Raw genomic sequence first — 21,724 nt, 5'->3', positions numbered from 1 at the left:
GAGGCTCAATGATTATCAAGAATTTAAAGTGGGACTGCTAACAGTTTGCTCGGTTTCGCTACGCTACACGATTTTAGCAAACTATTATCAGCCCCTTAAATGGGCTTAGTGAGTCAATATGGAAGTTGCTGAAGGATCAAGAACTCCCCGAAGAGCATTTGCTATCCTAATATTACAATTAGTCGCTTGGATTTTAATCTCAATTTATTTCTTCGATGATTACAGCACTGGAAATGATGCGGCTGGAGCTGGAATGGCTCGTGGGTTTGCCGTTTTTTTTGTAGTTGTTCCATGTATGGCTTTTATATTTTTTACTACTTTGTATTTCTTTAAAAGAATGCTTCCAACTTGGTTTAGGTTTGTATTGACGTTTAACTATGTAGCATTGTTTTTAGTTTTTGCTCAGATAAACTGGTAATTAACTCACTAACACATATGAGTCGGATCACAGTCAATTGTGTTAGTGCGTGACTTAATTCTTCAAAAACCTTTCTTCGTCGAATATAGTTTTATTTTTTAGCATAAAGCGACCAAGCTTATAAGTTAAAACCGATAGAGCCTTGGTTTTACTCATACGTTTCTGTAACTTATTGATATGGTTCATCGCTTTATCATCATCTATTAAATGTAAAACATCAGCTTTGTAATTAACATTAATACCCAACGAATTTGTCATGTATAAGCCAGGCCTAAAACAAAATCAATGCCTTGCTGCTGACTCCAATCACAAACCCAGTACCAGTAATGTATACATTTCACACCGAAAACATCGTTGTCAATGTGAGGTTCAAGTAATGAGAGAAGTTGAGACTTGTCAGCTTTAATTTTGGTATGAACAATAATTTCGCCTTGTAAATCAATGATACAGACATATAAAAGGCGTGCATGTAAATCTATTCCACAGTAATATGGATGTGAGCTATTATAAAAGTTCATTGAGCTTACTCCTTTATGTTTGGTCACTAAAGTATTACGTATAAACGCGATACTTTGGAGGAGGCTCAATGATTATCAACCTGTTAAACAAGGACAAAACACTTAGCTCGTGTTCGTGCCTCATTTATCTTAGCCAACTATAAATATCCGCTTAATGTGGCGATACGCACTGGTAATCTAAATTAACACTAAATATTTAATATAAGGAGATAGAAGATGGGTAAACATAGATTTTTTGTAGGCGTAACATTTTTACTTTTAACTATTAATGCTAAAAATGTATTGGCTGAATCAAGTAATAAAGATGCTATATGGCAAGCAGTTCACAATAATTCACACCGTACAGTGGAAGAAATCAAACGAGATAAATACCGTAACCCTGATCAAGTGTTACGATTCTTTGAAATTAATGAAACTTCCTCAGTTGGTGAAGTCGCACCTGGCGGCGGTTGGTATACACATATACTTGCACCTTTATTGAAAGATAAGGGAAGGTATGTGGGATTGCAACACAACCCTGCTTACTATGGCAAGTGGCCTGATTGGGCAAAAAAACTTTCTGCTTATCCAGAGAAAATAAAAAATGAACAAAACTTATACGGGAATAACGCTATTGGCACTTGGTTGCCAGCCGTTGAGGGGTTACCTGTAGATGAAGCGTCGTTAGATTTTGTTTTTATTACGCGTACTATGCATAACTGGCAAAACCAAGGAAGATTAGATAATGGACTAAAGCAGTCTTGGAAGATATTGAAAAATGGTGGTGTTTTGGCGATTGTGCAACACAGAGAAGCTGAAAGCTCTACAAAAAATCGTGAAGTTTCTTCGAAACGTGGACGTTGGAAACAATCAGATCTTATCAGTGTAGTTGAGTCGTTTGGGTTTAAATTAGTAGCTAGTTCAGAAATAAACGCTAACCTAAAAGATACGAAAGACTATGAGAAAGGCGTTTGGACACTACCTCCTAGCCTTGCACTGAAAGAAAAAGACAAAGAGATCTACACAAAAATCGGTGAGTCAGATCGAATGACTCTTAAATTTGTTAAAATTTAATCATAGTTAGTAGCTGTATAAAAAGAGAAATTTATAATGCGCATATAACACATATGAGTCGGATCACAGTCAATTGTGTTAGTGCGCGACTTAATTCTTTAAAAACTTTTCTTTATCGAATGCAGTTTTATTTTTCAGCATAAAGCGACCAAGTTTATGAGTAAAACCGATAATGCCTTGGTTTTACTCATACGTTTCTGTAACTTATTGATATCGTTCATCGCTTTATCATCACCTATTAAATGTAAAACAGCAGCTTCAGCTTTGTAATTAACATTAATACCCAACGAATTTGTCATGTATAAGCGTGGCCTAAAACAAAATCAGTACCAGTAATACATACATTTCACACAGATAACAAGGTTGCCAATGTAAGGTTCAGTAATGCTAGGAGTTGAGAGCTGTCAGTTTTAATTTTATTGTGGATAATAATTTTGCTTTTAAAATCAATGATACAGGCATATAAAAGGCGTGCATGTAAATTTATACCGCAGTAGTATGGATGTGCGCTATTATAAAAAGCCATTGAGCTACCTTCTTTATATTTGCTCAATAAAGTATTACAGATAGGCGTAATACTTTGTAGCAGAATCAATGATTATAAATAGTGAAATGAATAGATATAAGTAACATGGAAGATAGAAATTAGGTGAGAACTTGTGATAGAAACCTTTAGTAATAAGAACGCAAAAATCATTAGCCAGGTCGGGCAATATATTTATAATCACAGCGACAAGACTATCAGTTTGGATGATCTGGCAAGTTATACTGGCTTCTCTAAATATCACTTTAATCGCATATTTTTTGCGGCAACAGGTTACCAGTTAGGCGAATTTATTCAGCGACATAAGCTAGAAAAGGCACTGCACTTAATCAAACAAGGTAACCACAATATTATAGATGTCGCTATGAGCGTCGGCTATGATTCTCCATCATCTTTTTCTCGCGCGTTTAAAAAGAACTTCTCTGTTACGCCAAGTGATGTAATTCAAGGAAAATTGCCTAGTAATGAGCGTGCAGGAAGCTTAAAGCCTAAAAAAATATTAACGGACCAAAAAATTGAACCTGTTTGGAAAACGTTACCGGAGCAAAAAATTTTAGGCTTATATGGTAAAGGGTTTAATGAACAATCCTTTTCCGTAGTAGCTGGAAAGTTATACGGTCAATTAGCTACTATGGCTGAGCCATTAAATTATACGCAGTTACAGCCTATTGGTGTATCAGTTGATAACCCATGGGCAGGGGAACAAACTGAAAGTCGATTTTTTGCAGGTTTTGTTGAAGGTCTATCTGCTCACAGTGAAAAGCTAGCATTTTTTAAATGGCGTGGTGGAAGATGGGCCTGTTTCACGCATACAGGTCCGCACTATTGTATGTGGCAAACCATTTCTCAAGTTTATGCTCAATGGGTTTTACCTAATAATATTAAGCTCAAAGATCAACAAATTGTACAGTTATATCTGAATAACCCTATGGATACGGATCCTGAAGCACTTAAAACCGAGTTGTATTTTGCTGTAGATGATGGCGCACTATAGCAGCTTAATTAGGAGATAAATTATAAAACTTTGAATGAAGAGGCGCTTTTTCATAAAACGCACTTTCTGCACAGCTTAATTTAATCCTGAAGTTATAGTTGAACAATAGAATGTTTAAGGAAAAATAAAGAGAGATAACTATGAACTTAAAAACAACAAAATTTTATTATATTACTCTTATGCTGCTTGCTTTTATTGGCAGTACACCAGTCTTTGCTAGCGACATAACTGAACTTAAGACAACAGAAGTCGACTTTTTTAATCAGCAATTAAATCGTCCAGCTAAGATTAAGTTTTGGTATCAAGGTGGTTCAAAATCCTGTGAAGCAACGATTTGTCTATCACAAAAGCAAGACAGTAAACGGGTTGCTATTATCTCACATGGTGCTTTTGGGTCTCCTCGAGAAATGAACTGGTTGGGATATGCATTAGCATCTCAAGGCTGGGTTGTTGCTGGCATTGCACATTTTGGAGAGTCTTGGGTTTATGGTCCTGAGACGATTGATCCAAGTACGGTTATGCGTTTTTGGCAGCGACCACAAGATGTGAGCTTTGCGATCGATAGTTTATCTAAAACAGGTCTATTTAATCGTTCACTTGAAACAGACAAAATAATAATGTTAGGGCATTCTTCAGGCGGGTTTACATCTTTAGCTATGGCGGGAGCAAATTTAGAAGCCGGTAAGTCGGAAGTTTATTGCGCTACAGAAATGGCAAAAGGTGATAAAGGTTGTGATTTTGGGAAGCATAAAAAACGTAAGCCAATGAATAAAGAAATGTTAAATAAAGTTGGTTTACTACAATCACAAATGCGAGACGAACGAGTTGCTGTAGTGATAGCATTCGATCCGGCCTTAGGTCATGCGGCTAGCGAAACAAGCCTTGAGAGTATAAAGGTGCCAACTTTGGTTCTTGGCTCTGTAGAAAATGATTTTTTGCCTTATAACACACATTCAAAATACTATGCGGATCATATTCAAGGCGCGAATTTAGTTGGTATTGAACAGGGGGCCGGACATTTTGTATATATTGATAAATGTGATTCTGACCGAAAAGTAAAAGGTGTATCTTTGTGTAATGATCGAGAAGGTGTAAATAGAAAGGCGATACAGAAACAAATACTCAATCATGTATTTAGCTTCATATATAAAAATGGTGTTAGCTAAAGGAACATCGTTGGCTTAAAATACATAAAACTTAAAAGAGGTGAGATTTAAAATCTCGCCTTTTTTATTTAACAGGAAGTGGTTAAAATTAATGGCTCCTCCTATTTGTACTTCAAATCAGCATCGACTGATATAAAAAATTCAATAAGTTAAAGGGAAATAATATTGAAACTCTTCGGTCGCACAACATCATTTAATGTTCAAAAAGTACTTTGGTTGTTAGAAGAATTGAATGTTAAATATGAACATATTGAGCTTGGGGGTCGCTTTGGTGGCTTAGATGAAAGTGAGTTTGTAAAGTTGAATCCACTTCAAAAAGTGCCAGTACTGATCGATGGCAGCAAATCTATTTGGGAATCACATACAATTTTAAGGTATTTGGCAGCAAGCTATGGAAACGAGAGTTGGTATCCTGCTTGTCCTTATGAGCGATCATTAAGTGAAAGGTGGTTAGATTGGTCACAAACAATTTTTCAACCCGCATTTATGGGAACTTTTTGGGGATATTATAGAAAGCCTGAAGATAAACGAGATATGGAAACGGTAAATAAAGATTTGGATACATGTATAAACTGCTTGCAGGCAATTGAGAAGCAATTATCTCAATCAGAATATTTAGCAGGAGACAATTTTAGCCTAGCTGATATAGTAGTTGGTGCTGTGATCTATCGGTTAATCTCACAAGGGTTAACTGTTAAATTGCCTGATTTAGTATGTAGTTGGTACGAAAAACTTAATGAACGTCCTGGTTACAAAAAATGGGTAATGAGTGACTTTTCAGAGCTTAAAGCCAGAGAAGGATTCTAATATAAAAAGCAATACAATCGGACTGACAATCTAAAAAGCTTAAGCAAGGTGAAAATGTATCAATGTATTTTCGCAATAAAGTTATCAATTATTTTAAAAGGGCTCAGAATGCTTGGCTTGTGCTCCTTTATTACTTATTTTAGCCAAGTATTGTTACGCCAATCTTTGAGGCGTTAGGAATTTAGAACGCATATGGATATCGCACTGCCAATTCAGATACATTTACTTGTCGTTATTCTTTCAATCATTCTTGGTTTTCTAAATTTAGTATTAGAAAAAGGCACTCATTTACATAAATTAAATGGCAAGTATTGGGTGGCTTTAATGCTAATCGCTTCTTTTAGTTCTTTTTTTATAATGCCGACTGGCAGTTTAACTTGGCTTCATTTATTTGCCATCTTAGTTATTGTCACAGTTTTAATTGGCATATTGGCAATTTATAAGCACAATAAACAGCTTCATATTGGTTGCATGTTTGGTGCTTTCATTGGTACTGTCATTTCAGCTGTTATTGCAGCAAGTGTTGAAGGACGTTTACTTCATAGTATATTGTTTTAAATATCTATAAAGTAAATATTAGGTTTCTGAGCGCCATTTTATAACATTATCTTATTTAGTTTGTTACTTAGATTTTTTCAATCTCAATACTTAGGCAATAAATCAATATAGACAAGTTTTTATGACTGAAAAGGAATATCGCAAACCTATACTAAAACACAGAGTTAAGTCTATTTAGGCCGCGTGATATTTTTTGTTATGAAAGTGATGAATAGGTACGTCTGTGAGCATTCTCCATATTTTAGATTCTAATTAGGGCTTTTTCTATTGCAAAGTACATGTATACTTTTCAAAAAAACACTTGTAAATTTACTTGTTACAGCACAAAAAACTAAATCAACTTAGGGCAAAATATGAGTAGTGCAATAGTGATATTAGGTTCTCCAAATGATAAAGATGGAAACTTATTACCTATCGCCATTTCAAGAGCAAAAATAGCACTTGAAGAATATAAAAAAGCAGGGCAATGCAAATTACTTTGTACCGGTGGTTTTGGCGAACATTTTAATTTAACGCATATCCCTCACGGACAATATTTACAAGAATATTTAATTTTAAAGGGTATTCCCCCATCATCCTTTATTGAAATCGCGTTTAGTTCTTTTACATTAGAGGATGCTAAGTTAGCTAAACCGATATTAGAACAACACGCTATTAGCCGTTGTATTTTAGTCACGTCTGATTTTCATATGGAACGCGCTAAATTAGTATTCAATCATGTATTACCTGATTTAGATTTCGAATATTCTGAGGCTAAAACTATTGTAAATAAAGAAGAGTTTCAAAAATTAATTAACCACGAAAAAAATGCAATCGATCGAGAAAAGGTCAATTTAAAAGCTTATACATAAAATAGAAGGAAAATGTAAACCTTGTTCTGTTCCACTTTTTGTTACAATATTAGCAAGCGTTACTTAGCTCGTTAGTATATTTTATCTCGGGATGCGGTGATTCATATGGAATATTTAAATGCAATTGATACAAAAGGTGATTTTTTTAGGCTTCCTCTTAGTTGGAGTGGTATCTTGCTCTGATGGTTATCAACAACCCGATCCTGATTTTATTCCTAAAAATACTAAAACTACCTTCTCACAATTAAATCGCCCTATAGTATTGATCGATGAAGCACATTACAATTTTTTACCTAATATAATGCATTGGCTGTCAAAGTTGATTTAACTTTATAAAAATAATATTGAAAGATAGCAAAAGATAAAGAAAATCCGCAGCTACAATTTTTTAAGAGAGCTTAATTTTATGCCTGAGGTAGATCCATTAAAAATCATGACATTTCCAACACCTGAAAACTTGGGTGATTGGCTTAAGTTGAATCATGCAACCGAAAGTGAGTTGTGGGTAAAGATATTTAAAAAAAGTACAAAGGTCCAAAGTGTTACTTGGAATGATGTGGTGATAGAAGTTTTATGTTGGGGTTGGATTGATGGTATAAAAAAATCAATTGATGACCAAGCTTATCTCCAACGTATAACACCAAGGAAAATAAATAGTAACTGGTCTAAAAGGAATACAGAGCATGTTGAGCGTTTAATCGCTGCAAAAAGAATGCAAGAATCTGGTCTTGTGCATGTTCGTGCAGCTAAAGCTGATGGTCGTTGGCAAAGCGCTTATGTGATAAGTGAAATTAAAGTGCCTGATGATTTTTTAGCTGAATTGGAAAATCAATCTAGGGCAAAATGCTTTTTTGAAAAACTCAATAAATCAAACCGTTATGTTATCGCTTACGGCTTAACAAGTGCAAAGAAAGTTGATACCAGGCACAGACGCTTTACAAAATATATGACAATGCTGCTTAATGAAGAAAAACCAAAATAAGTGGCTAGAATGTACTCTTCATTTCTATGTGATCAGGTAATTTTCTCCAATAGATTTGTACCATCTATTTTTTATGACTAATTTTATCAACTACAACCCTAATATTTTTCAAATTATATTTAAGTAATCAGATGTTTATCGATATCAGAACAAAATCAGTTATAAATCATAATGACGTCAAGTATTTTAAAGTCGAATGCTTAAACTGCTCACTTGTTCAATCAAATACTACGTAGTCAAATTATTCATTGATTTTAAAACAAGGGGAAGTTATGAAGTATATTTGTCGTTCGATTATTCTATTGTTAGCTATTATGGCTGTCGGTAATAAAAGTTATAGCCAAGATGATTTTTCAGTTATAGAAAACGCCTATCTCGGGCAAAAACCACCGGGCTTAATACCCCAGTTATTTGCTCCTAAATTAATTAAAACAGAACATAGGGAAGCGGAAGCAGCTTTTTCACCTGATCTAAAGGAATTTTATTTTCGAAGAAGGGGCGGGAAAAATAAAAATAATACCTTGGTTGTGATGCAATATAAAAATAACCAATGGGTTGAATCAGTTGTGCCGCCTAGAGCGGGTGAACCCTTTGTTTCACTTGATGGTAATACTTTATATTTGGGAAAAAAATATAGGGAAAGAACACATTCTGGTTGGTCAAAAGTGAAAAGTCTTGGCATGCCATTTGATGATCTAAGGATCATGCGATTGACGGTTTCATCTAAAGGCACTTACTATTTTGATGAGGCATCAGAAACACCAATTCGCTATTCTCGATTAATAGACGGTAAATATGAACAGCCAAAAACGATGAATATAGAATTTGGCAAATGGAATGCCCACCCTTTTATTGCGCCAGATGAGTCTTATTTGATTTGGGATGATCAAAGAGAAAGTGGACAGGGCGGTGCTGATCTTTATATTAGCTTTCGACAAAAAGGTGGTTTATGGGGTAAAGCCATTAACTTAGGTGAAAAGATAAATACAGAATTTGCTGAAGCCTACGGTAGTGTATCACCTGATGGCAAGTATTTTTTCTTTCATAGAGGTTATGGTGGTGACAAGGGAGATATTTACTGGGTAGATGCACAGATTATAGCAAGCCTCAGACCTAAATTGTAAGCCATATACTAAACTACACCACTGAGGCAATACGCGCTATGCTTATTGCGATACTGAATTGGATACTATTTTTCAAATAAAAAGGTGGCGTAAATGGATAAAGCACTGCAAACAATGATTGATAATATGCCTGAGAAAACGGGAAAGAAGTTAGAAGAATGGTTTCAATTATTGACTAAAGAGCATTTTGAGAAACATTCAAAAGCTGTGCTTTATTTAAAAACAGAGCATGATGTGACTCATGGATTTGCAAATACGATTGTGACTTTATTTAGGGAAAAAACAGAACCTTCTGAAGATTTACTTTCACTACAATATAAAGGTAAAGAATTGCTAAAGCCTATTTATGAAATGCTAGTATCAGAAATAAAAAAATTGGGTGATGATATTGTAATTACACCAAAAAAAGCAAGTGTCAGTTTAATTAGAAAAAAACAGTTTGCTTTAATTAAGCCCGCGACTAAAACCAGAATAGACTTAGGTTTGAAACTCAAAGGTATTGAAATACAAGGCTGTTTAGAAGCTTCAGGCCCATTTGGTACTATGTGTACTCACAGAATACAGCTTAATAGTTTATCTGACGTAGACGAAGAAGTTATTGAATGGATATCAAAAGCATACGATCAATCAGTTTAAATTAGCTATTACAAATGATAAAGAGTGTTTATCAAATAACTATATTGTTGGGAGAGGTATGAACACTCAAAATGTTATTATTTTTGATGGCGTGTGTAAGTTTTGCAATTACTCAGTCAACTTTATTATTAAACGAGATCATAACAATGTGTTTCTTTTTTCTCCTATGCAAAGTGAAGCTGCACATGATTTAATTGCTAAATATAATGTTAAAGATGTGGGCATTGATACTTTTTTACTTATTAAAAATAATAAATGCTTTTATCGAACTGATGCGGCATTAGAAATTACAAAAGATTTATCTGGATATTGGTATTTGTTCAGAGTGTTTAAATTGTTACCTAGGCCGTTTAGAGATTATTTTTATCGTTTACTTGCCCGAAATAGGTATAGCCTTTTTGGCAAAACTGATAGATGTATGATGCCTACTACAGATATTAAAAGTAAGTTTTTGGAATAATTACTCATTTAAAACAGACTTATTTTGAAATAAACATAAATTAATAATTAAGTTTTTTTCATGTTTTGGAATTACTTCTGGATTAAAAATAAATCACAATTTTTGTACGAGGAAAATGCGTTCCTCCTTAATTCGAATATCTCTAAAATTGAGCTCTCCCCCACGTTACTGCGGAAAATTTGGTTCGAAGAGACACTTTTTTCGTTCATTTTGGTATATGCACTTAAATGCGTAATATTTTAGCTATGGGGGATTATCAGTTCGTTTACAGCGGATTGCACTTTTAAATTATTCAGTTATGGATCTTAATAAATTGCCATTGCTGAGTAGATAAGATTTTAGTGAATTTTTAAGTAAATAACGGTTGTTAAGTTTACTACCTCATTGAATACTGTTACTTTATTTTTTATCGATTGAAGCTGAATGAATGCTTCATATGATAGGTAATGACCTTTAACCAACTGACAATCCAAGGAGAAAATAATGTCAGAAATACGCTACAACTTCAATGAGTATAAAAGATGATGCCGCTAAAACGAATGCTCTTATAGCATATGCCCTGATGGTAGCAGGTTTGTTTACGGGTATTTTATGGATTGTTGGCGCTGTTTGGGCAATGGTCAAAAAAGATGAAGCTAAAGGCACATTATTTGAAGATCATTATACTAATATAACTAACACCTTTTGGTGGGGTTTAGGGATTTGGATAATCGGATTTATAACAGTATTTTTTGTTATTGGTTATTTTATTCTTTTAGGTGTGTGGGTTTGGTCTATTTATAGAGTAATTAAAGGACTTGCCAGAATCACTTCAAATAAAGCCTTCAATTCATAATAAGAGTCTACTAAAAGGGTTTATTTAATGCGAATCATCACAAAATAAATTCAGATTAATGAAAAAAGGAACCTAAATGGTTCCTTTATTATTTTTAACAGTAGCTTATATATATTAATTTCAAACCAAAACCTAGAACTTAGAGATCATTTAAATGAGTGTATTGGGTTTATCATCCAATTAATCACCATATTGCTTAGGGAATATTCCATCCAAGTAATCAGATATTTATTCCAAAAAAATTATTTTAAAGCTCAGTTTATTTAAAAAATATAAAATAATTTAACCCTTTTTAAAAAAGCTGACGTTTATACCAGTAATACAATTTAATTTTAAAGGTTATGACTATGAACACAGCTTTAACAAAATCAATTTTACTATCAGGTATTACATTATCTTTGATGAGTGCCTGTAGTCCGCAAACAAAAAACAATGATGAACAGCATGTTGTTAATGATAAAAAGGATAATCAGCAGCGCGAAAAAATAGAAATAACTGAATCTAAAGAAATAAAAACAGAAAGTATGGCCAGTGATATTGAAGTAACAAAGCAAAGGGCATCAGGACCTAAAGCTAAGGCCATGTTAATGCGTGTGGCACCTGGTCAAGCTTATCATCAAAGAATCGTTTTGCCGCCACCAATAATTGCACCCATTCATACTGAAACCCCAAATACAGAAAAATACAGTGATGATCCAGAAAATGAACTTAAATTAACTAAAACTCAGCCTGTGTCTACTTTCTCAATAGATGTAGATACAGGTAGTTATACTAATAGTAGACGTATGATCAACTTGGGAAAACTACCACCATCTGATGCGGTAAGAATTGAAGAGTTTATAAATTATTTTGATTATCAATATCAAGCGCCTTCAAAGGTAAATACGCCATTTAACTTATATACAGAAGTTGCAGCTTCTCCTTGGGATCAAAATAGACAATTGCTTAAAATTGGATTAAAAGGATTTGAGATTGAAAAATCAGCGCTAAAAGATGCTAATTTAGTGTTTTTGCTTGATGTATCGGGCTCAATGAATTCAGAAAATAAATTACCTTTATTAAAACGCAGTTTATTGATGTTATCTAAACAGCTAGACCAAGATGATACTGTTTCTATTGTTGTATATGCTGGCGCTGCAGGTGTTGTATTAAAACCGACTAAAGGTAATGAGATACATGAAATATCTATGGCATTAGATAAGTTACAAGCAGGAGGCTCAACTAATGGCGGCCAAGGCATAAAATTAGCGTATCAGTTGGCCCATCAAAATTTCAAAAAGAATGGGGTTAATCGTGTTATTTTAGCGACTGATGGCGACTTTAATGTGGGCACACAATCTATTGATGCCTTAAAAGAGATCATTAAAAAGAATAGAAAATCAGGCATTGCTTTGACTACGCTAGGTTTTGGTCGTGGTAATTATAATGATGCCTTAATGGAGCAATTAGCGGATATTGGCAACGGTAATCATGCTTATATCGATAATATTAATGAAGCTAGAAAAGTGTTAGTGGATGAAATATCTTCTACTATGCAAATAATTGCTAAAGATGTGAAAATTCAAGTTGAATTTAACCCAGATCAAGTTGCCGAATATCGATTAATTGGTTATCAAAACAGACAATTAAAACAAGAAGACTTTAATAATGATAAAGTTGATGCAGGTGAAATGGGCGCAGGGCATACTGTCACTGCTTTATATGAAATCACCTTAGCTGACTCTAAAAATAAACAAATAGATGATTTACGTTATCAAAATAAACAAGTAAAAGAATCAAACCTAAAATCAAATGAATTGGCATTTATTAAATTGAGATACAAAGCACCGAGTAGTGAAAAAAGTAACCTATTATCAAAAGTAATTATGCGTTCAGATATTAAAACTGACAGTGAGCAACTAAGTAATAGTTTAGGTTTTTCTGCTGCTGTATCTGGTTTTGCTCAATTATTAAAAGGTGGTAAATATATGCAAGATTTTACTTATCAAGATGTGATTGCGCTTGCTAAGCTAAATAAAGGAGTGGATGAATTTGGCTACCGAGCAGAGTTTATTCAGTTAGTGAGAGCAGCAGAGGCATTGTAAATAAAAAATAATTTAAGGATAAAATGATTAGTGACGAAGATTTAATGATGCGATACGTCGCAGGAGATATAAAGGCTTTTGAAATGCTGTATTTAAAGCACAAAGGGCCTTTATATCGTTACTTTAATCGCCAATGTAAAGATAGTCATAAAGCTGAAGAGCTATATCAGGATGTATGGCATAAAGTCATTAAGGCAAAAGACAATTACCAAAATAGCGCTAAATTCACTACTTGGGTTTACCATATTGCTCATAATTTATTAATTGATGAATATAGGCGATTCACTTTAGTGAGTTCTGATATTAATGACATGGATGAGCTTGATTCTGGTTCTTATAATAATTTTGCTGATACTTTAGCTGAGCAAGATGTTATAAAACAGCTTAAAGTGTGTATAAAAGCATTACCTGCAGTGCAATTAGAAGCCTTTATTTTAAAACAAGAAGCTGGATTTGATCTGCTAGAAATTTCTAACATTGTAAACTGTGATAAAGAAACAATAAAAAGCAGAATTCGATATGCATATTCGAAACTAAAAATATGCATAAAAAGTAAATTTAAGGGCTCTGTTTATGAATGAAATTGACAACGAAAAATTAGATAAACTCTACAAACTTGGTGCTACTGAAACGCCTTCTAAAGACATCGATTTAGCGATTTTAAACGAGGCAAAAAAGACAACAAGTGAAGTTAAATATTCTCATAAGTGGCGATATATGATGCCTGCCGCAGCATCTATGGTTTTAGTGTCATTATTATATTTTGAAAATGAACCCGCTTATAAAAATAATTTACAAATAGAATCGGCACCGCAGTTTAAAAAGCAAGTATCTCCAGTACAAGATACATCATTTTCCGAAAAAGAATCAGAAAAGGCAATTGAACAAGTATTTGATCAAGCAATAGAAGAGATCAAAGTTGAAATAAATGAAATGCAACAAGCACCTATGAATTCAAAAGGATCAGCAACATTACAAGGTCCTATAAAGACACAGGGGGGAGAATATAAAGCCCCTTCACAGATGCAAAAATCTAAGGCGTTAAAAATGCGAAGTAGCGGTGCTATAAATTTAGACACTATCAGTTTAGATCCTGCTATTTTGAAAAATATTGATGATTTGATTAAACAGGGTGAAGCAGTGCAAGCAAAACAAATGGTATTGCAGATAGCCGAAAAAAATCCAAATATGAAAATTGAACTTAAAAAACTTTATCCAGAATACTTTGAAATTGAATAGCTTTTAGATTAAAGAAAATAAAGGGGTCGGAGTTAATTAATTTAGGTACATTTGTTTGTTCCTAAATTAATTAACTCCGACCCCTTTTTAATGGTATTGATTTATTTATGTTTTATAAATTCTTGGGTTATTTTTTGATAAATCTCATCTAATGTTGGGCGCTCGTTTATATGCTTAAATAAACATGTGTGTACTTGTGCTTTTACACGTTCTGTTTTTTCGCATATTTCATAACATAAATTTACTGGCTTAATTAATTCATCTAGTAATGCATCGATTAAAATAAACGCTTGGGATAATACTACTTTACCGCCACCTTTTTTAAGAATTACACGCTGCGCGGTGCCAACTATTTTTTTACCATTAATATTAAGGTTGTAGTCGCCATCACAATATGAAAACTCAGTTGCATGAGCTTCACTCTTTAGTCCAAAACCTTCAAAAAATGCATTTAATATTTCGCATAAATCTTGATAAGCCTTGGTAATAGAATAAGGCAGCTCTTCTGGCCAAACATAGATATGGGATAGGTTTATAACGCCAGGGCATTGCGGTACGGGTGCACCACCTGTTTTTCGAGAAAGTAAGTTCCAATCATTTTCATTGAGCGCTTCTTTTAATGTGTTTGACTCTGGCCATTTATTACCTGCAGGTAAAACAAGTGTAGGACTTTTTGCTTGCCACAACATCAGACATTGATCGAGTTCATCATTTTGTACTTGAACTAATAGCTCGGCCTCTTTATCAAAAGCACTTTGTACTTCAATATTATTGTAACGAATGAGTTTGTTGCGAGTTTTGCTCATGGGGCATTTTCAATATGTAGTTACTATCCTAAGTATGTCAGTACTATACCTTTAAAACGAGATAAGTGTAATAAAGTAAATAGTAATATTAACTATGTTTAGATAAATAAATTTAAGTATAAATTATATCTGATTAAACCTAGCTTATAAGCATTTATATATTTTTTATTGCTTATTTTAATTGCTATTTATCATGTTAGTATTTCAGATAATAAATTTGGCATAAGTTTAGAGTCACTTGTAGCCATGGTAGTAAAAACCAGTCATGATTCTCAGAAATAAATATCGAAAATTTATTCGAGTTATCTTTGATATTTCAGGATTTGATACTCTATGCAATGGGCTAATATTTTTATTAAAGAGAAAATCGTACGCTATTTCCTCTTTAATTTCTTTATGTTTAATATATAAAATTCAGCCTTTAAAAATAATGCTAAATTCAGCTCCACCAAGGTTTATACATTGGCTTATTTTCAAATTTGCTTCATGCCACTGTGCAATTCGCGTTACTATCGCAAGTCCCATACCATAACCTTGTTTATCTATAGCATTATCACCACGGGTAAAAGGTTTAAGTATTTCTTGACGCTTTGATTGTTCAATACCTTGGCCATCATCGGCAACGATTAAACTTATTATATTGTCGTTTTGAATTACTTTTACAACTATTTTTGTGCTTGCATATTGGATTGCATTACTTAATAAGTTATTAATCAACATAGATAGATAATTGATATCAGCCAACAAAGTTAAATTTTTATTAGGTATAAATTCAATTTCAATGTGTTTAGGGTTAATTGTATTAATACAATCACTTATTACATCTTGAATGACAACTTTTCTTTTATCAATTGCAACCATAGCTTGATCTAATCGCGCATAGTTTAATAAAACGGCAACTAATTTTTCCATTTCATCAACATCGCGGCTAATATGCTTTTGATATTTTTCACGCAATTTTGGATTGTTAGTTTCTTCTAAAGCCTCAATACCAAATCTAAGTCGTGCAAGCGGAGTACGTAAATCGTGAGAAACAGCATTGCCCAGTAATTGATTATCACTGATCAAAGTTTCAATTCTTTGTGCCATTTTATTAAACTCGGTTTCAATACCAGCAATATATGATGTTTTATCTATTGTGATCCTTTGCTCTAATTTACCTTCTCCAAAGGCTTTGGCTGTGATCCCCAATTGTCGTAAATGTTTAATTAAAGGGTATAACCAAATAAATAAAATCAGTAATAAGGTGATATAAAATATAGAGGTGAATATCAGCTGTAGTTGACTATTGTCATGCTCATTTATCAATTGGGGTAAAGTTAATACCAAAACATGCTGATGTTTTGGTAATACAACATGGATCAAAATATCATTATCAGACTCTAAAGTGAGCGGTTTACCCGATTTAAAGCTATGTTGTAAAGGTTGCGGTAAAGGGAAAGCTTCTAAATTAATTAAGCTAATTTTTAAATCATTGGTTTTTTGCCATTGACTTACAAATGCTTGTATATCGCTTTGTTCATCTAAAGTTTGTGCTAAAGCTGTCGTGATTTGTTTATAAGGTTTTAGCTCGTCTATTTCATTTTTAGTTTGATATTGTGCAAATAAATTATCTAACCCCCAGCCTAGCCCTATGATGGAAAAAATAACAATGAGTATTAAAGATAAAATTAGTTTTTTCATAATGAACTCCGGTTATTTAGTCCAAGCATCTTTTGCTAATAAATAACCTTTTCCCCATACCGTTTTGATTCGATAAGGTGTGGTTGCATTATCTCCCAGTTTTTTTCGTAATCGAGAAATTATAATATCTACGGAGCGATCAAAACCATCGTACTCTATGCCTCTCAGTTCAGTAACTAGCTCCTGTCTAGTCACTAATGTATTGGCTTTTAGTGCTAATAACCAAAGTACATCAAATTCGTTTGATGAAACTGCGATCACTTCATCTGATAATGTTGTAGTGCGAGAGTGATAATCTATCGCAAATTCTCCAAAACATAGGGTGTTACTATCGTCAACTAAAGGTGCTGATTGAATATTTGCACGACGAAAGAGTGCTTTTATTCTTGATAACAATACACGCGGTTTTACTGGTTTAGTAACATAATCATCTGCACCTAATTCAAGACCTAAGATCTCATCCATCTCATGATCTCTTGCTGTCATCATTAAAATAGGGCCAGAATAAAAATCTCTTACTTCCCGACATACATCAAAACCATCTTTTACGGGTAACATGATATCTAGAACAACTAAGTCTGGCTTATCTGAGGCAATTAGCTCAATCGCCAAGTCACCTCTATTAACTAAAGTTACAAGATATCCATGCTCTGTTAAATAGTCACTAAACCATTCGGCAAGTGACATATCATCTTCCACTAACATAATATGCTGCATAGGGGGCATATCTATCAAAATAGTCTCCAGCTAGATTTTGAACGTTTCTTAGACTTGTATACCCAAGCTACCACTATTTGAGCATGTGCAACATCTGTATTTGAATCTTGTAGTTGTAAGCTAAAGTCATTACTTTGTGTTGATTGAAAATCAAAGCTATATTGGCCAGAGCTTTTATCTGACCAACATTTCATAATTTGGCTTCGAGTATTGTTTACTAAACAGTAATTGTTTAGTTTAGCTTGCCAATCAAAGGTTACTTCTAAGTAGCATTTTTGGCCTTTATGCAAAGCAACACAGTTTTTAGGTGTCACAACTAGACTTGCATTTGACTCTGATGCACTTGATGTGAATGACATTAGCAAACAAGTGATAGCGGATAATAAATAAAAGTTAAAAGGTTTTATAAGTGCTAAAAATGTCCTTTTCATAATCAAATACTCTAAAAAACGTAGCTAATGCTAGTTGAAAGTGACATCGCATTATCGCGTTTATCTACAAAAATAGGGCTATCAGTTTTGTCTCCTAAAAATTGTGCAAAGCGTGCGGTAGAGCGAAATACCCAATCTTCTGTTATAGGATAAGTTACGCCAACCTCTGCTGTTAGATTAAAGTTTGAGCCAGCTGTATATTCATCAAAATCAGTTCTAGCGGCTTCCTCTGCAGAGATCCCTAAGTAATAATCATTTAATTTAGCATCAAAAAATTGTACCCCAGCCATACCATGAAAATTCCAATTTCTCACTTGCCAATTACGACCAATTAAAGCTGATGCAGTTGTGCCATTATGATTGCTACCAATATTATGTTTAACTGAAAATTGTACAATGTTGTCATCAATATATCCGGTTAGACGACCACCAAACATAGTGGCTGAATCGCGATCATCTAAATCGTGAAATCTATCATTTTCACCACCTTGAATACCACGACCTTTTGGTGCTAAAACAATATCAAATGACCAGTTATCACTCGAATAAGCGTTGTAACCTAATACTAATGGATCTGTGCTTTCACCAAACTTTTCAATAAAGAAGCCACGCCAATTGTAACTACCGTTTACAATTAGAAATCCGCCTGCCCATTCATTGTCCTTATCTTCTTCAACTGTTGGTCCTGCACCTGTAGCCAAACCTAAACCCAGCTCAAAATAGTTTTCTGTTGTGTTGTCTTGTTGTGTATTTCTAAGAGAGTGAGAGATATCTGCTGCAAATAGATTACTTGTAAAACTTGTGCTTAATACTGTTAGGGCTGCGATAGTGATTTTATTCAAAGTTATGTTCATGGTATTTATTTCCTTAATTTTTAAACGCCATGTCATTATATTTATGAGCAGATTATTTGACGTAACAAGATCCATCATCTGTAACAAAGTGTATCATTGGCTTATACACTAATTCACAAAACATAAAAAAGGCACCTAAAGTGCCTTTTTTGATTATTTATGCATATTAACTAAATAGTGACTAAATAAGAAGTTATTACCTTTGTGTTGATGGCTAAGATGCAACAGAATGTTACACAGACAATTGTTTATCAACCTGTGATAATTGTTGCCACCATAAGAAAGGCACCGTGATAGTGATTAATACCGCAGCGTAAATCATTTGCCAACCTAAGCCCCATGCAAGCATTAAACAAAATAAACTCCCAAGGATAATTAAAGGTATGTATTTTTTATTTAAGAGCTTAAAGGCTGCCAACATAGAAGCGAGATAAATAACAACAAATACGCCATTAACTAATGAAATCAATTCTTCAATGTCTTGACCTGTAACAAATACAGTTGTTAAAACAAATCCCATAATAACTAATACACCAGATAAAGCGCGAGCAGGTACATGGTGGGCGTTTAACTTTGAAAAATAACTGGGTAGAACACCATCATTACTAAAACTACAGACTAAACGTGCCACACTTGCGGTATATACATTTACCGTGGCAAGGCCGCCAGCAATGCCTAAAACACCGATAACTTGAGCTCCAATATTACCAAAAAAATTACCTAATAAACTATCAAAAATACCGACCATAGCTAGCTCCGTTGTTGTAGGTACTTCAATAATAATTTGTGTACAAGCGAGGTAAATTAATCCCACTAAAATAGTACCAATCATCATCGCCGGTATCAGATCATTCTTAGGATTTTCAAAATCATTAGCTAAATGGCTCATGGCTTCTACACCTAAAAAGCTCCAAAACGCTAATCCAGCAGCAGCCATAATTAAATTCATATCTGTTTTTGGTAAATCACTGGCTAAAAGCATGCTTGAATTTGATTGGCTTAGACCAAATAAAATAACAACCACAGATACAATTGCTAAGGTAAGCATAAATTGCAATTTGGCTGATATTTGAATACCACGATAATTTAGCATAAAAAGTAGCAGCAATACGCTAAGCTCAGTAAGTAGTAAAATTAAGCCATTTAATTCAATCAGTGAACCGACAAATTGAAAGGTCATTAAAATAGCAGCTGGCGCACCGAGTGGCACAACAAATAAAAAAATAAGACCAATTGTTCGCCCTGCAATCGGACCAAAAGCTTGTTCCACAAAATATGCTGGACCGGCATTATGTGGTAGTTTTGCTGATAATTTTGCAAAAACTAAAGTAACAGGAATGATCGCTAATGTGAGCAGAAACCAAGCAAGTATAGCACCTTCACCCGCAATGTTAAGTGTCATTTGCGGTAAGATAAATACGCCCGTACCTAATAAAGTTGTTGCCATTAACCCCGCGCCTTGCCAACGACCTATTTTTTTTGACTCATGTTTCATCATGCTTTCCATCTTGATATTAATAGGGTTAGTATACGCATCAAGCCGATGACAATGTGTCATGCTTATTATACAAAAAGTAATTTTGACCGACAAAATGACGGTAATTAGTATTTATGCCGTCATTATGATTTTATGAGGTTTTAATGGACAAATTTGATGAAGCAATCATAGCGCAATTAAGAGTTAACGCTCGAGAAAGTATCTCTAATATTGCGCAATCGGTGAGCTTATCGCGTTCAGCAGTATCTGAGCGTATAAAGAAATTAGAGCAAAACGGTATTATTCGTGGTTATCAAGTATTACTGAGTGAATCACAAAAAGAAGGTGTCTCAGTGTATTTTGAAATCCAGCATAAGTGTGCCAGATGCTCAGATGTGGTACATGTATTTAAAGCGATCCCTGAAGTGATCACTTGTAGTGGCATAACCGGAGATATGGACTTATTGGTATATGTACAAGCAGACTCAATGCGCCGAATTCATGAAATACGAGAGCACTTAGATGCACAAATCGACATTGTAAAAATTAAAACTCATGTAGTGATGAGTGAATGGATAGATAATCACTGTAGATAAACTATGATCATTAATAGTTTTCTACCTTTTAAATTGGCATATGTTTTATCATTCTTTTTGTAAGATAAACTTAATTCTGATAATGGTATTAAGTGTTAATCACGCATTTTCCTTTTCATGGCAGGATTTCTCTACAGTGAGTAATCATAAACCTGATGCAGTTGGTACTTATAATAATGGCTGTTTATTGGGTGGTGCAGTCTTGCCTGAAACCGGGGAGGGTTTTCAAGTAATTCGCACGTCTCGTAATCGTTTTTATGGTCATCCAAACCTGATTAATTTTATTCAAAGTTTAGCAATAGCGACAAAAGCACAAGGGCTAGACGATTTATTAATCGCAGATATGTCTATGCCCAGAGGCGGAAATTTTAAATCAGGACATGCGAGTCATCAAACAGGGTTAGATGTAGATATTTGGCTTCGAAGCTTTGAGAAAAAGCTATCATTAAAACAAAGAGAAACTGTTGAAAAATTGGATGTAGTCAATAAAAAACAATTTACAGTCAAAACTGCTATCTGGGATCCAGATCATATCACTTTAATTAAAGTGGCGGCCAAAAGTGAGCAAGTCGCACGTATATTTGTAAGCCCAGTAATAAAGCAGAAATTGTGTGATATGGCATTTATTGACGATGGTTGGTTAAATAAAGTTAGGCCATGGTGGGGGCATAGTTATCATATTCATGTAAGGCTAAGATGCCCTAAAGAAAGTAACGATTGTAAAAATCAAAAGCAAGTAGCTGATACCAATGGTTGTAAAGAACTAAATTGGTGGCGAAATCAATTTACCAAGCCAGCAAAAAAATCGATAAAAAAACCAATGAAAAAAAAGATAAAAATAAAACCTGAACAATGTCAGGCTTTACTTTCAAATAAATAAGCTGACTTGTT

24 protein-coding genes and 2 pseudogenes are annotated in these 21,724 nt (G+C 34.0%); 18 read left to right on the top strand and 8 right to left on the bottom strand.

From position 1 onward, the window contains the following. The first annotated feature begins 118 nt into the window (after positions 1-118). Positions 119-418 (top strand): hypothetical protein, encoded by a 300-nt coding sequence (locus KO527_RS23905; protein WP_216042744.1) that lies wholly within the window; start codon positions 119-121, stop codon positions 416-418. 54 nt (positions 419-472) lie between these two features. On the opposite strand, the pseudogene KO527_RS23900 reads toward KO527_RS23905, so the two are convergent. Beyond that, positions 473-936 (bottom strand): annotated as a pseudogene (locus tag KO527_RS23900) (hypothetical protein). A gap of 216 nt (positions 937-1,152) precedes the next feature. Here KO527_RS23900 and KO527_RS23895 point away from each other — a divergent pair. Continuing rightward, positions 1,153-1,989, top strand: a complete 837-nt coding sequence (locus tag KO527_RS23895; protein ID WP_216042743.1) for a methyltransferase domain-containing protein — start codon at positions 1,153-1,155, stop codon at positions 1,987-1,989. A gap of 90 nt (positions 1,990-2,079) precedes the next feature. Here KO527_RS23895 and KO527_RS23890 read toward each other — a convergent pair. Continuing rightward, positions 2,080-2,515: pseudogene (locus KO527_RS23890) on the bottom strand (hypothetical protein). Between the two features lie 133 nt (positions 2,516-2,648). On the opposite strand from KO527_RS23890, the gene KO527_RS23885 reads away from it, so the two are divergent. From KO527_RS23885 to KO527_RS23820, 14 genes are all read left to right on the top strand, one after another. Next, complete coding sequence (locus KO527_RS23885) at positions 2,649-3,527, top strand: helix-turn-helix domain-containing protein (RefSeq protein ID WP_216042742.1); 879 nt, start codon at positions 2,649-2,651, stop codon at positions 3,525-3,527. 140 nt (positions 3,528-3,667) lie between these two features. Beyond that, positions 3,668-4,693, top strand: coding sequence for a hypothetical protein (locus KO527_RS23880; protein ID WP_252734068.1), 1,026 nt, complete (start codon positions 3,668-3,670; stop codon positions 4,691-4,693). 165 nt (positions 4,694-4,858) lie between these two features. After that, the gene (locus KO527_RS23875; RefSeq protein WP_216042741.1) at positions 4,859-5,500 is read left to right on the top strand and encodes a glutathione S-transferase family protein; all 642 of its coding nucleotides are present in this window, start codon (positions 4,859-4,861) and stop codon (positions 5,498-5,500) included. Between the two features lie 192 nt (positions 5,501-5,692). Continuing rightward, entirely contained in the window at positions 5,693-6,058 is a 366-nt protein-coding gene (locus KO527_RS23870; protein ID WP_216042740.1) for a DUF2306 domain-containing protein, read from the top strand. A 353-nt stretch (positions 6,059-6,411) separates the two neighbouring features. Next, the gene (locus KO527_RS23865; protein WP_216042739.1) at positions 6,412-6,909 is read left to right on the top strand and encodes a YdcF family protein; all 498 of its coding nucleotides are present in this window, start codon (positions 6,412-6,414) and stop codon (positions 6,907-6,909) included. 118 nt (positions 6,910-7,027) lie between these two features. Further along, complete coding sequence (locus KO527_RS23860; RefSeq protein WP_216042738.1) at positions 7,028-7,237, top strand: hypothetical protein; 210 nt, start codon at positions 7,028-7,030, stop codon at positions 7,235-7,237. 78 nt (positions 7,238-7,315) lie between these two features. Continuing rightward, the gene (locus tag KO527_RS23855; RefSeq protein WP_216042737.1) at positions 7,316-7,891 is read left to right on the top strand and encodes a YdeI/OmpD-associated family protein; all 576 of its coding nucleotides are present in this window, start codon (positions 7,316-7,318) and stop codon (positions 7,889-7,891) included. 272 nt (positions 7,892-8,163) lie between these two features. After that, positions 8,164-9,015 (top strand): hypothetical protein, encoded by an 852-nt coding sequence (locus tag KO527_RS23850; RefSeq protein ID WP_216042736.1) that lies wholly within the window; start codon positions 8,164-8,166, stop codon positions 9,013-9,015. Positions 9,016-9,108: 93 nt separating this feature from the next. Beyond that, positions 9,109-9,651, top strand: a complete 543-nt coding sequence (locus tag KO527_RS23845; protein ID WP_216042735.1) for a DUF4287 domain-containing protein — start codon at positions 9,109-9,111, stop codon at positions 9,649-9,651. Between the two features lie 58 nt (positions 9,652-9,709). Next, the gene (locus KO527_RS23840; protein WP_216042734.1) at positions 9,710-10,111 is read left to right on the top strand and encodes a DCC1-like thiol-disulfide oxidoreductase family protein; all 402 of its coding nucleotides are present in this window, start codon (positions 9,710-9,712) and stop codon (positions 10,109-10,111) included. Positions 10,112-10,619: 508 nt separating this feature from the next. Beyond that, complete coding sequence (locus KO527_RS23835; protein WP_216042733.1) at positions 10,620-10,946, top strand: hypothetical protein; 327 nt, start codon at positions 10,620-10,622, stop codon at positions 10,944-10,946. A gap of 347 nt (positions 10,947-11,293) precedes the next feature. Then, positions 11,294-13,030: a VWA domain-containing protein gene (locus tag KO527_RS23830; RefSeq protein WP_252734067.1), complete on the top strand. Its 1,737-nt coding sequence runs from the start codon at positions 11,294-11,296 to the stop codon at positions 13,028-13,030. 23 nt (positions 13,031-13,053) lie between these two features. After that, complete coding sequence (locus KO527_RS23825) at positions 13,054-13,611, top strand: sigma-70 family RNA polymerase sigma factor (RefSeq protein WP_216042732.1); 558 nt, start codon at positions 13,054-13,056, stop codon at positions 13,609-13,611. Then, entirely contained in the window at positions 13,604-14,269 is a 666-nt protein-coding gene (locus KO527_RS23820; protein WP_216042731.1) for a hypothetical protein, read from the top strand. Before KO527_RS23825 ends, KO527_RS23820 begins: the two co-directional genes overlap by 8 nt. 101 nt (positions 14,270-14,370) lie before the next feature. On the opposite strand, the gene KO527_RS23815 is transcribed toward KO527_RS23820, so the two are convergent. From KO527_RS23815 to yjeH, 6 genes are all read right to left on the bottom strand, one after another. After that, positions 14,371-15,075, bottom strand: a complete 705-nt coding sequence (locus tag KO527_RS23815; protein ID WP_216042730.1) for a lipoate--protein ligase — start codon at positions 15,073-15,075, stop codon at positions 14,371-14,373. A gap of 414 nt (positions 15,076-15,489) precedes the next feature. Then, positions 15,490-16,758: an ATP-binding protein gene (locus tag KO527_RS23810; protein WP_216042729.1), complete on the bottom strand. Its 1,269-nt coding sequence runs from the start codon at positions 16,756-16,758 to the stop codon at positions 15,490-15,492. Between the two features lie 12 nt (positions 16,759-16,770). Next, positions 16,771-17,484, bottom strand: a complete 714-nt coding sequence (locus tag KO527_RS23805; protein ID WP_216042753.1) for a response regulator — start codon at positions 17,482-17,484, stop codon at positions 16,771-16,773. Positions 17,485-17,489: 5 nt separating this feature from the next. Beyond that, on the bottom strand, positions 17,490-17,906 hold the full coding sequence (locus tag KO527_RS23800; RefSeq protein WP_252734066.1) for a DUF3019 domain-containing protein: 417 nt from the start codon (positions 17,904-17,906) through the stop codon (positions 17,490-17,492). 11 nt (positions 17,907-17,917) lie between these two features. Continuing rightward, positions 17,918-18,760, bottom strand: a complete 843-nt coding sequence (locus KO527_RS23795; RefSeq protein WP_216042728.1) for a MipA/OmpV family protein — start codon at positions 18,758-18,760, stop codon at positions 17,918-17,920. Between the two features lie 232 nt (positions 18,761-18,992). After that, complete coding sequence (gene yjeH, locus KO527_RS23790; protein ID WP_216042727.1) at positions 18,993-20,255, bottom strand: L-methionine/branched-chain amino acid transporter; 1,263 nt, start codon at positions 20,253-20,255, stop codon at positions 18,993-18,995. Between the two features lie 146 nt (positions 20,256-20,401). Here yjeH and KO527_RS23785 point away from each other — a divergent pair, with 146 nt between their 5' ends. Together KO527_RS23785 and mepA are read left to right on the top strand one after the other, a co-directional pair. Then, complete coding sequence (locus KO527_RS23785) at positions 20,402-20,833, top strand: Lrp/AsnC family transcriptional regulator (protein WP_216042726.1); 432 nt, start codon at positions 20,402-20,404, stop codon at positions 20,831-20,833. A 40-nt stretch (positions 20,834-20,873) separates the two neighbouring features. Continuing rightward, positions 20,874-21,713, top strand: a complete 840-nt coding sequence (gene mepA / locus KO527_RS23780; protein WP_216042725.1) for a penicillin-insensitive murein endopeptidase — start codon at positions 20,874-20,876, stop codon at positions 21,711-21,713. Positions 21,714-21,724 lie beyond the last annotated feature (11 nt).

This window comes from Pseudoalteromonas sp. C2R02, from assembly GCF_018860845.1.
Classification (GTDB): Bacteria; Pseudomonadota; Gammaproteobacteria; order Enterobacterales; family Alteromonadaceae; genus Pseudoalteromonas.
This window is presented reverse-complemented; position numbering and strand designations above follow the sequence as displayed.

Coding starts and splice junctions, on each gene's coding strand:
- KO527_RS23905 (WP_216042744.1), top strand. CDS start 119: ATGGAAGTTGCTGAAGGATCAAGAACTCCCCGAAGAGCATTTGCTATC.
- KO527_RS23895 (WP_216042743.1), top strand. CDS start 1,153: ATGGGTAAACATAGATTTTTTGTAGGCGTAACATTTTTACTTTTAACT.
- KO527_RS23880 (WP_252734068.1), top strand. CDS start 3,668: ATGAACTTAAAAACAACAAAATTTTATTATATTACTCTTATGCTGCTT.
- KO527_RS23870 (WP_216042740.1), top strand. CDS start 5,693: ATGGATATCGCACTGCCAATTCAGATACATTTACTTGTCGTTATTCTT.
- KO527_RS23865 (WP_216042739.1), top strand. CDS start 6,412: ATGAGTAGTGCAATAGTGATATTAGGTTCTCCAAATGATAAAGATGGA.
- KO527_RS23860 (WP_216042738.1), top strand. CDS start 7,028: ATGCAATTGATACAAAAGGTGATTTTTTTAGGCTTCCTCTTAGTTGGA.
- KO527_RS23855 (WP_216042737.1), top strand. CDS start 7,316: ATGCCTGAGGTAGATCCATTAAAAATCATGACATTTCCAACACCTGAA.
- KO527_RS23850 (WP_216042736.1), top strand. CDS start 8,164: ATGAAGTATATTTGTCGTTCGATTATTCTATTGTTAGCTATTATGGCT.
- KO527_RS23845 (WP_216042735.1), top strand. CDS start 9,109: ATGGATAAAGCACTGCAAACAATGATTGATAATATGCCTGAGAAAACG.
- KO527_RS23840 (WP_216042734.1), top strand. CDS start 9,710: ATGAACACTCAAAATGTTATTATTTTTGATGGCGTGTGTAAGTTTTGC.
- KO527_RS23835 (WP_216042733.1), top strand. CDS start 10,620: ATGAGTATAAAAGATGATGCCGCTAAAACGAATGCTCTTATAGCATAT.
- KO527_RS23830 (WP_252734067.1), top strand. CDS start 11,294: ATGAACACAGCTTTAACAAAATCAATTTTACTATCAGGTATTACATTA.
- KO527_RS23825 (WP_216042732.1), top strand. CDS start 13,054: ATGATTAGTGACGAAGATTTAATGATGCGATACGTCGCAGGAGATATA.
- KO527_RS23820 (WP_216042731.1), top strand. CDS start 13,604: ATGAATGAAATTGACAACGAAAAATTAGATAAACTCTACAAACTTGGT.
- KO527_RS23815 (WP_216042730.1), bottom strand. CDS start 15,075: ATGAGCAAAACTCGCAACAAACTCATTCGTTACAATAATATTGAAGTA.
- KO527_RS23810 (WP_216042729.1), bottom strand. CDS start 16,758: ATGAAAAAACTAATTTTATCTTTAATACTCATTGTTATTTTTTCCATC.
- KO527_RS23805 (WP_216042753.1), bottom strand. CDS start 17,484: ATGCCCCCTATGCAGCATATTATGTTAGTGGAAGATGATATGTCACTT.
- KO527_RS23800 (WP_252734066.1), bottom strand. CDS start 17,906: ATGAAAAGGACATTTTTAGCACTTATAAAACCTTTTAACTTTTATTTA.
- KO527_RS23795 (WP_216042728.1), bottom strand. CDS start 18,760: ATGAACATAACTTTGAATAAAATCACTATCGCAGCCCTAACAGTATTA.
- yjeH (WP_216042727.1), bottom strand. CDS start 20,255: ATGAAACATGAGTCAAAAAAAATAGGTCGTTGGCAAGGCGCGGGGTTA.
- KO527_RS23785 (WP_216042726.1), top strand. CDS start 20,402: ATGGACAAATTTGATGAAGCAATCATAGCGCAATTAAGAGTTAACGCT.
- mepA (WP_216042725.1), top strand. CDS start 20,874: ATGTTTTATCATTCTTTTTGTAAGATAAACTTAATTCTGATAATGGTA.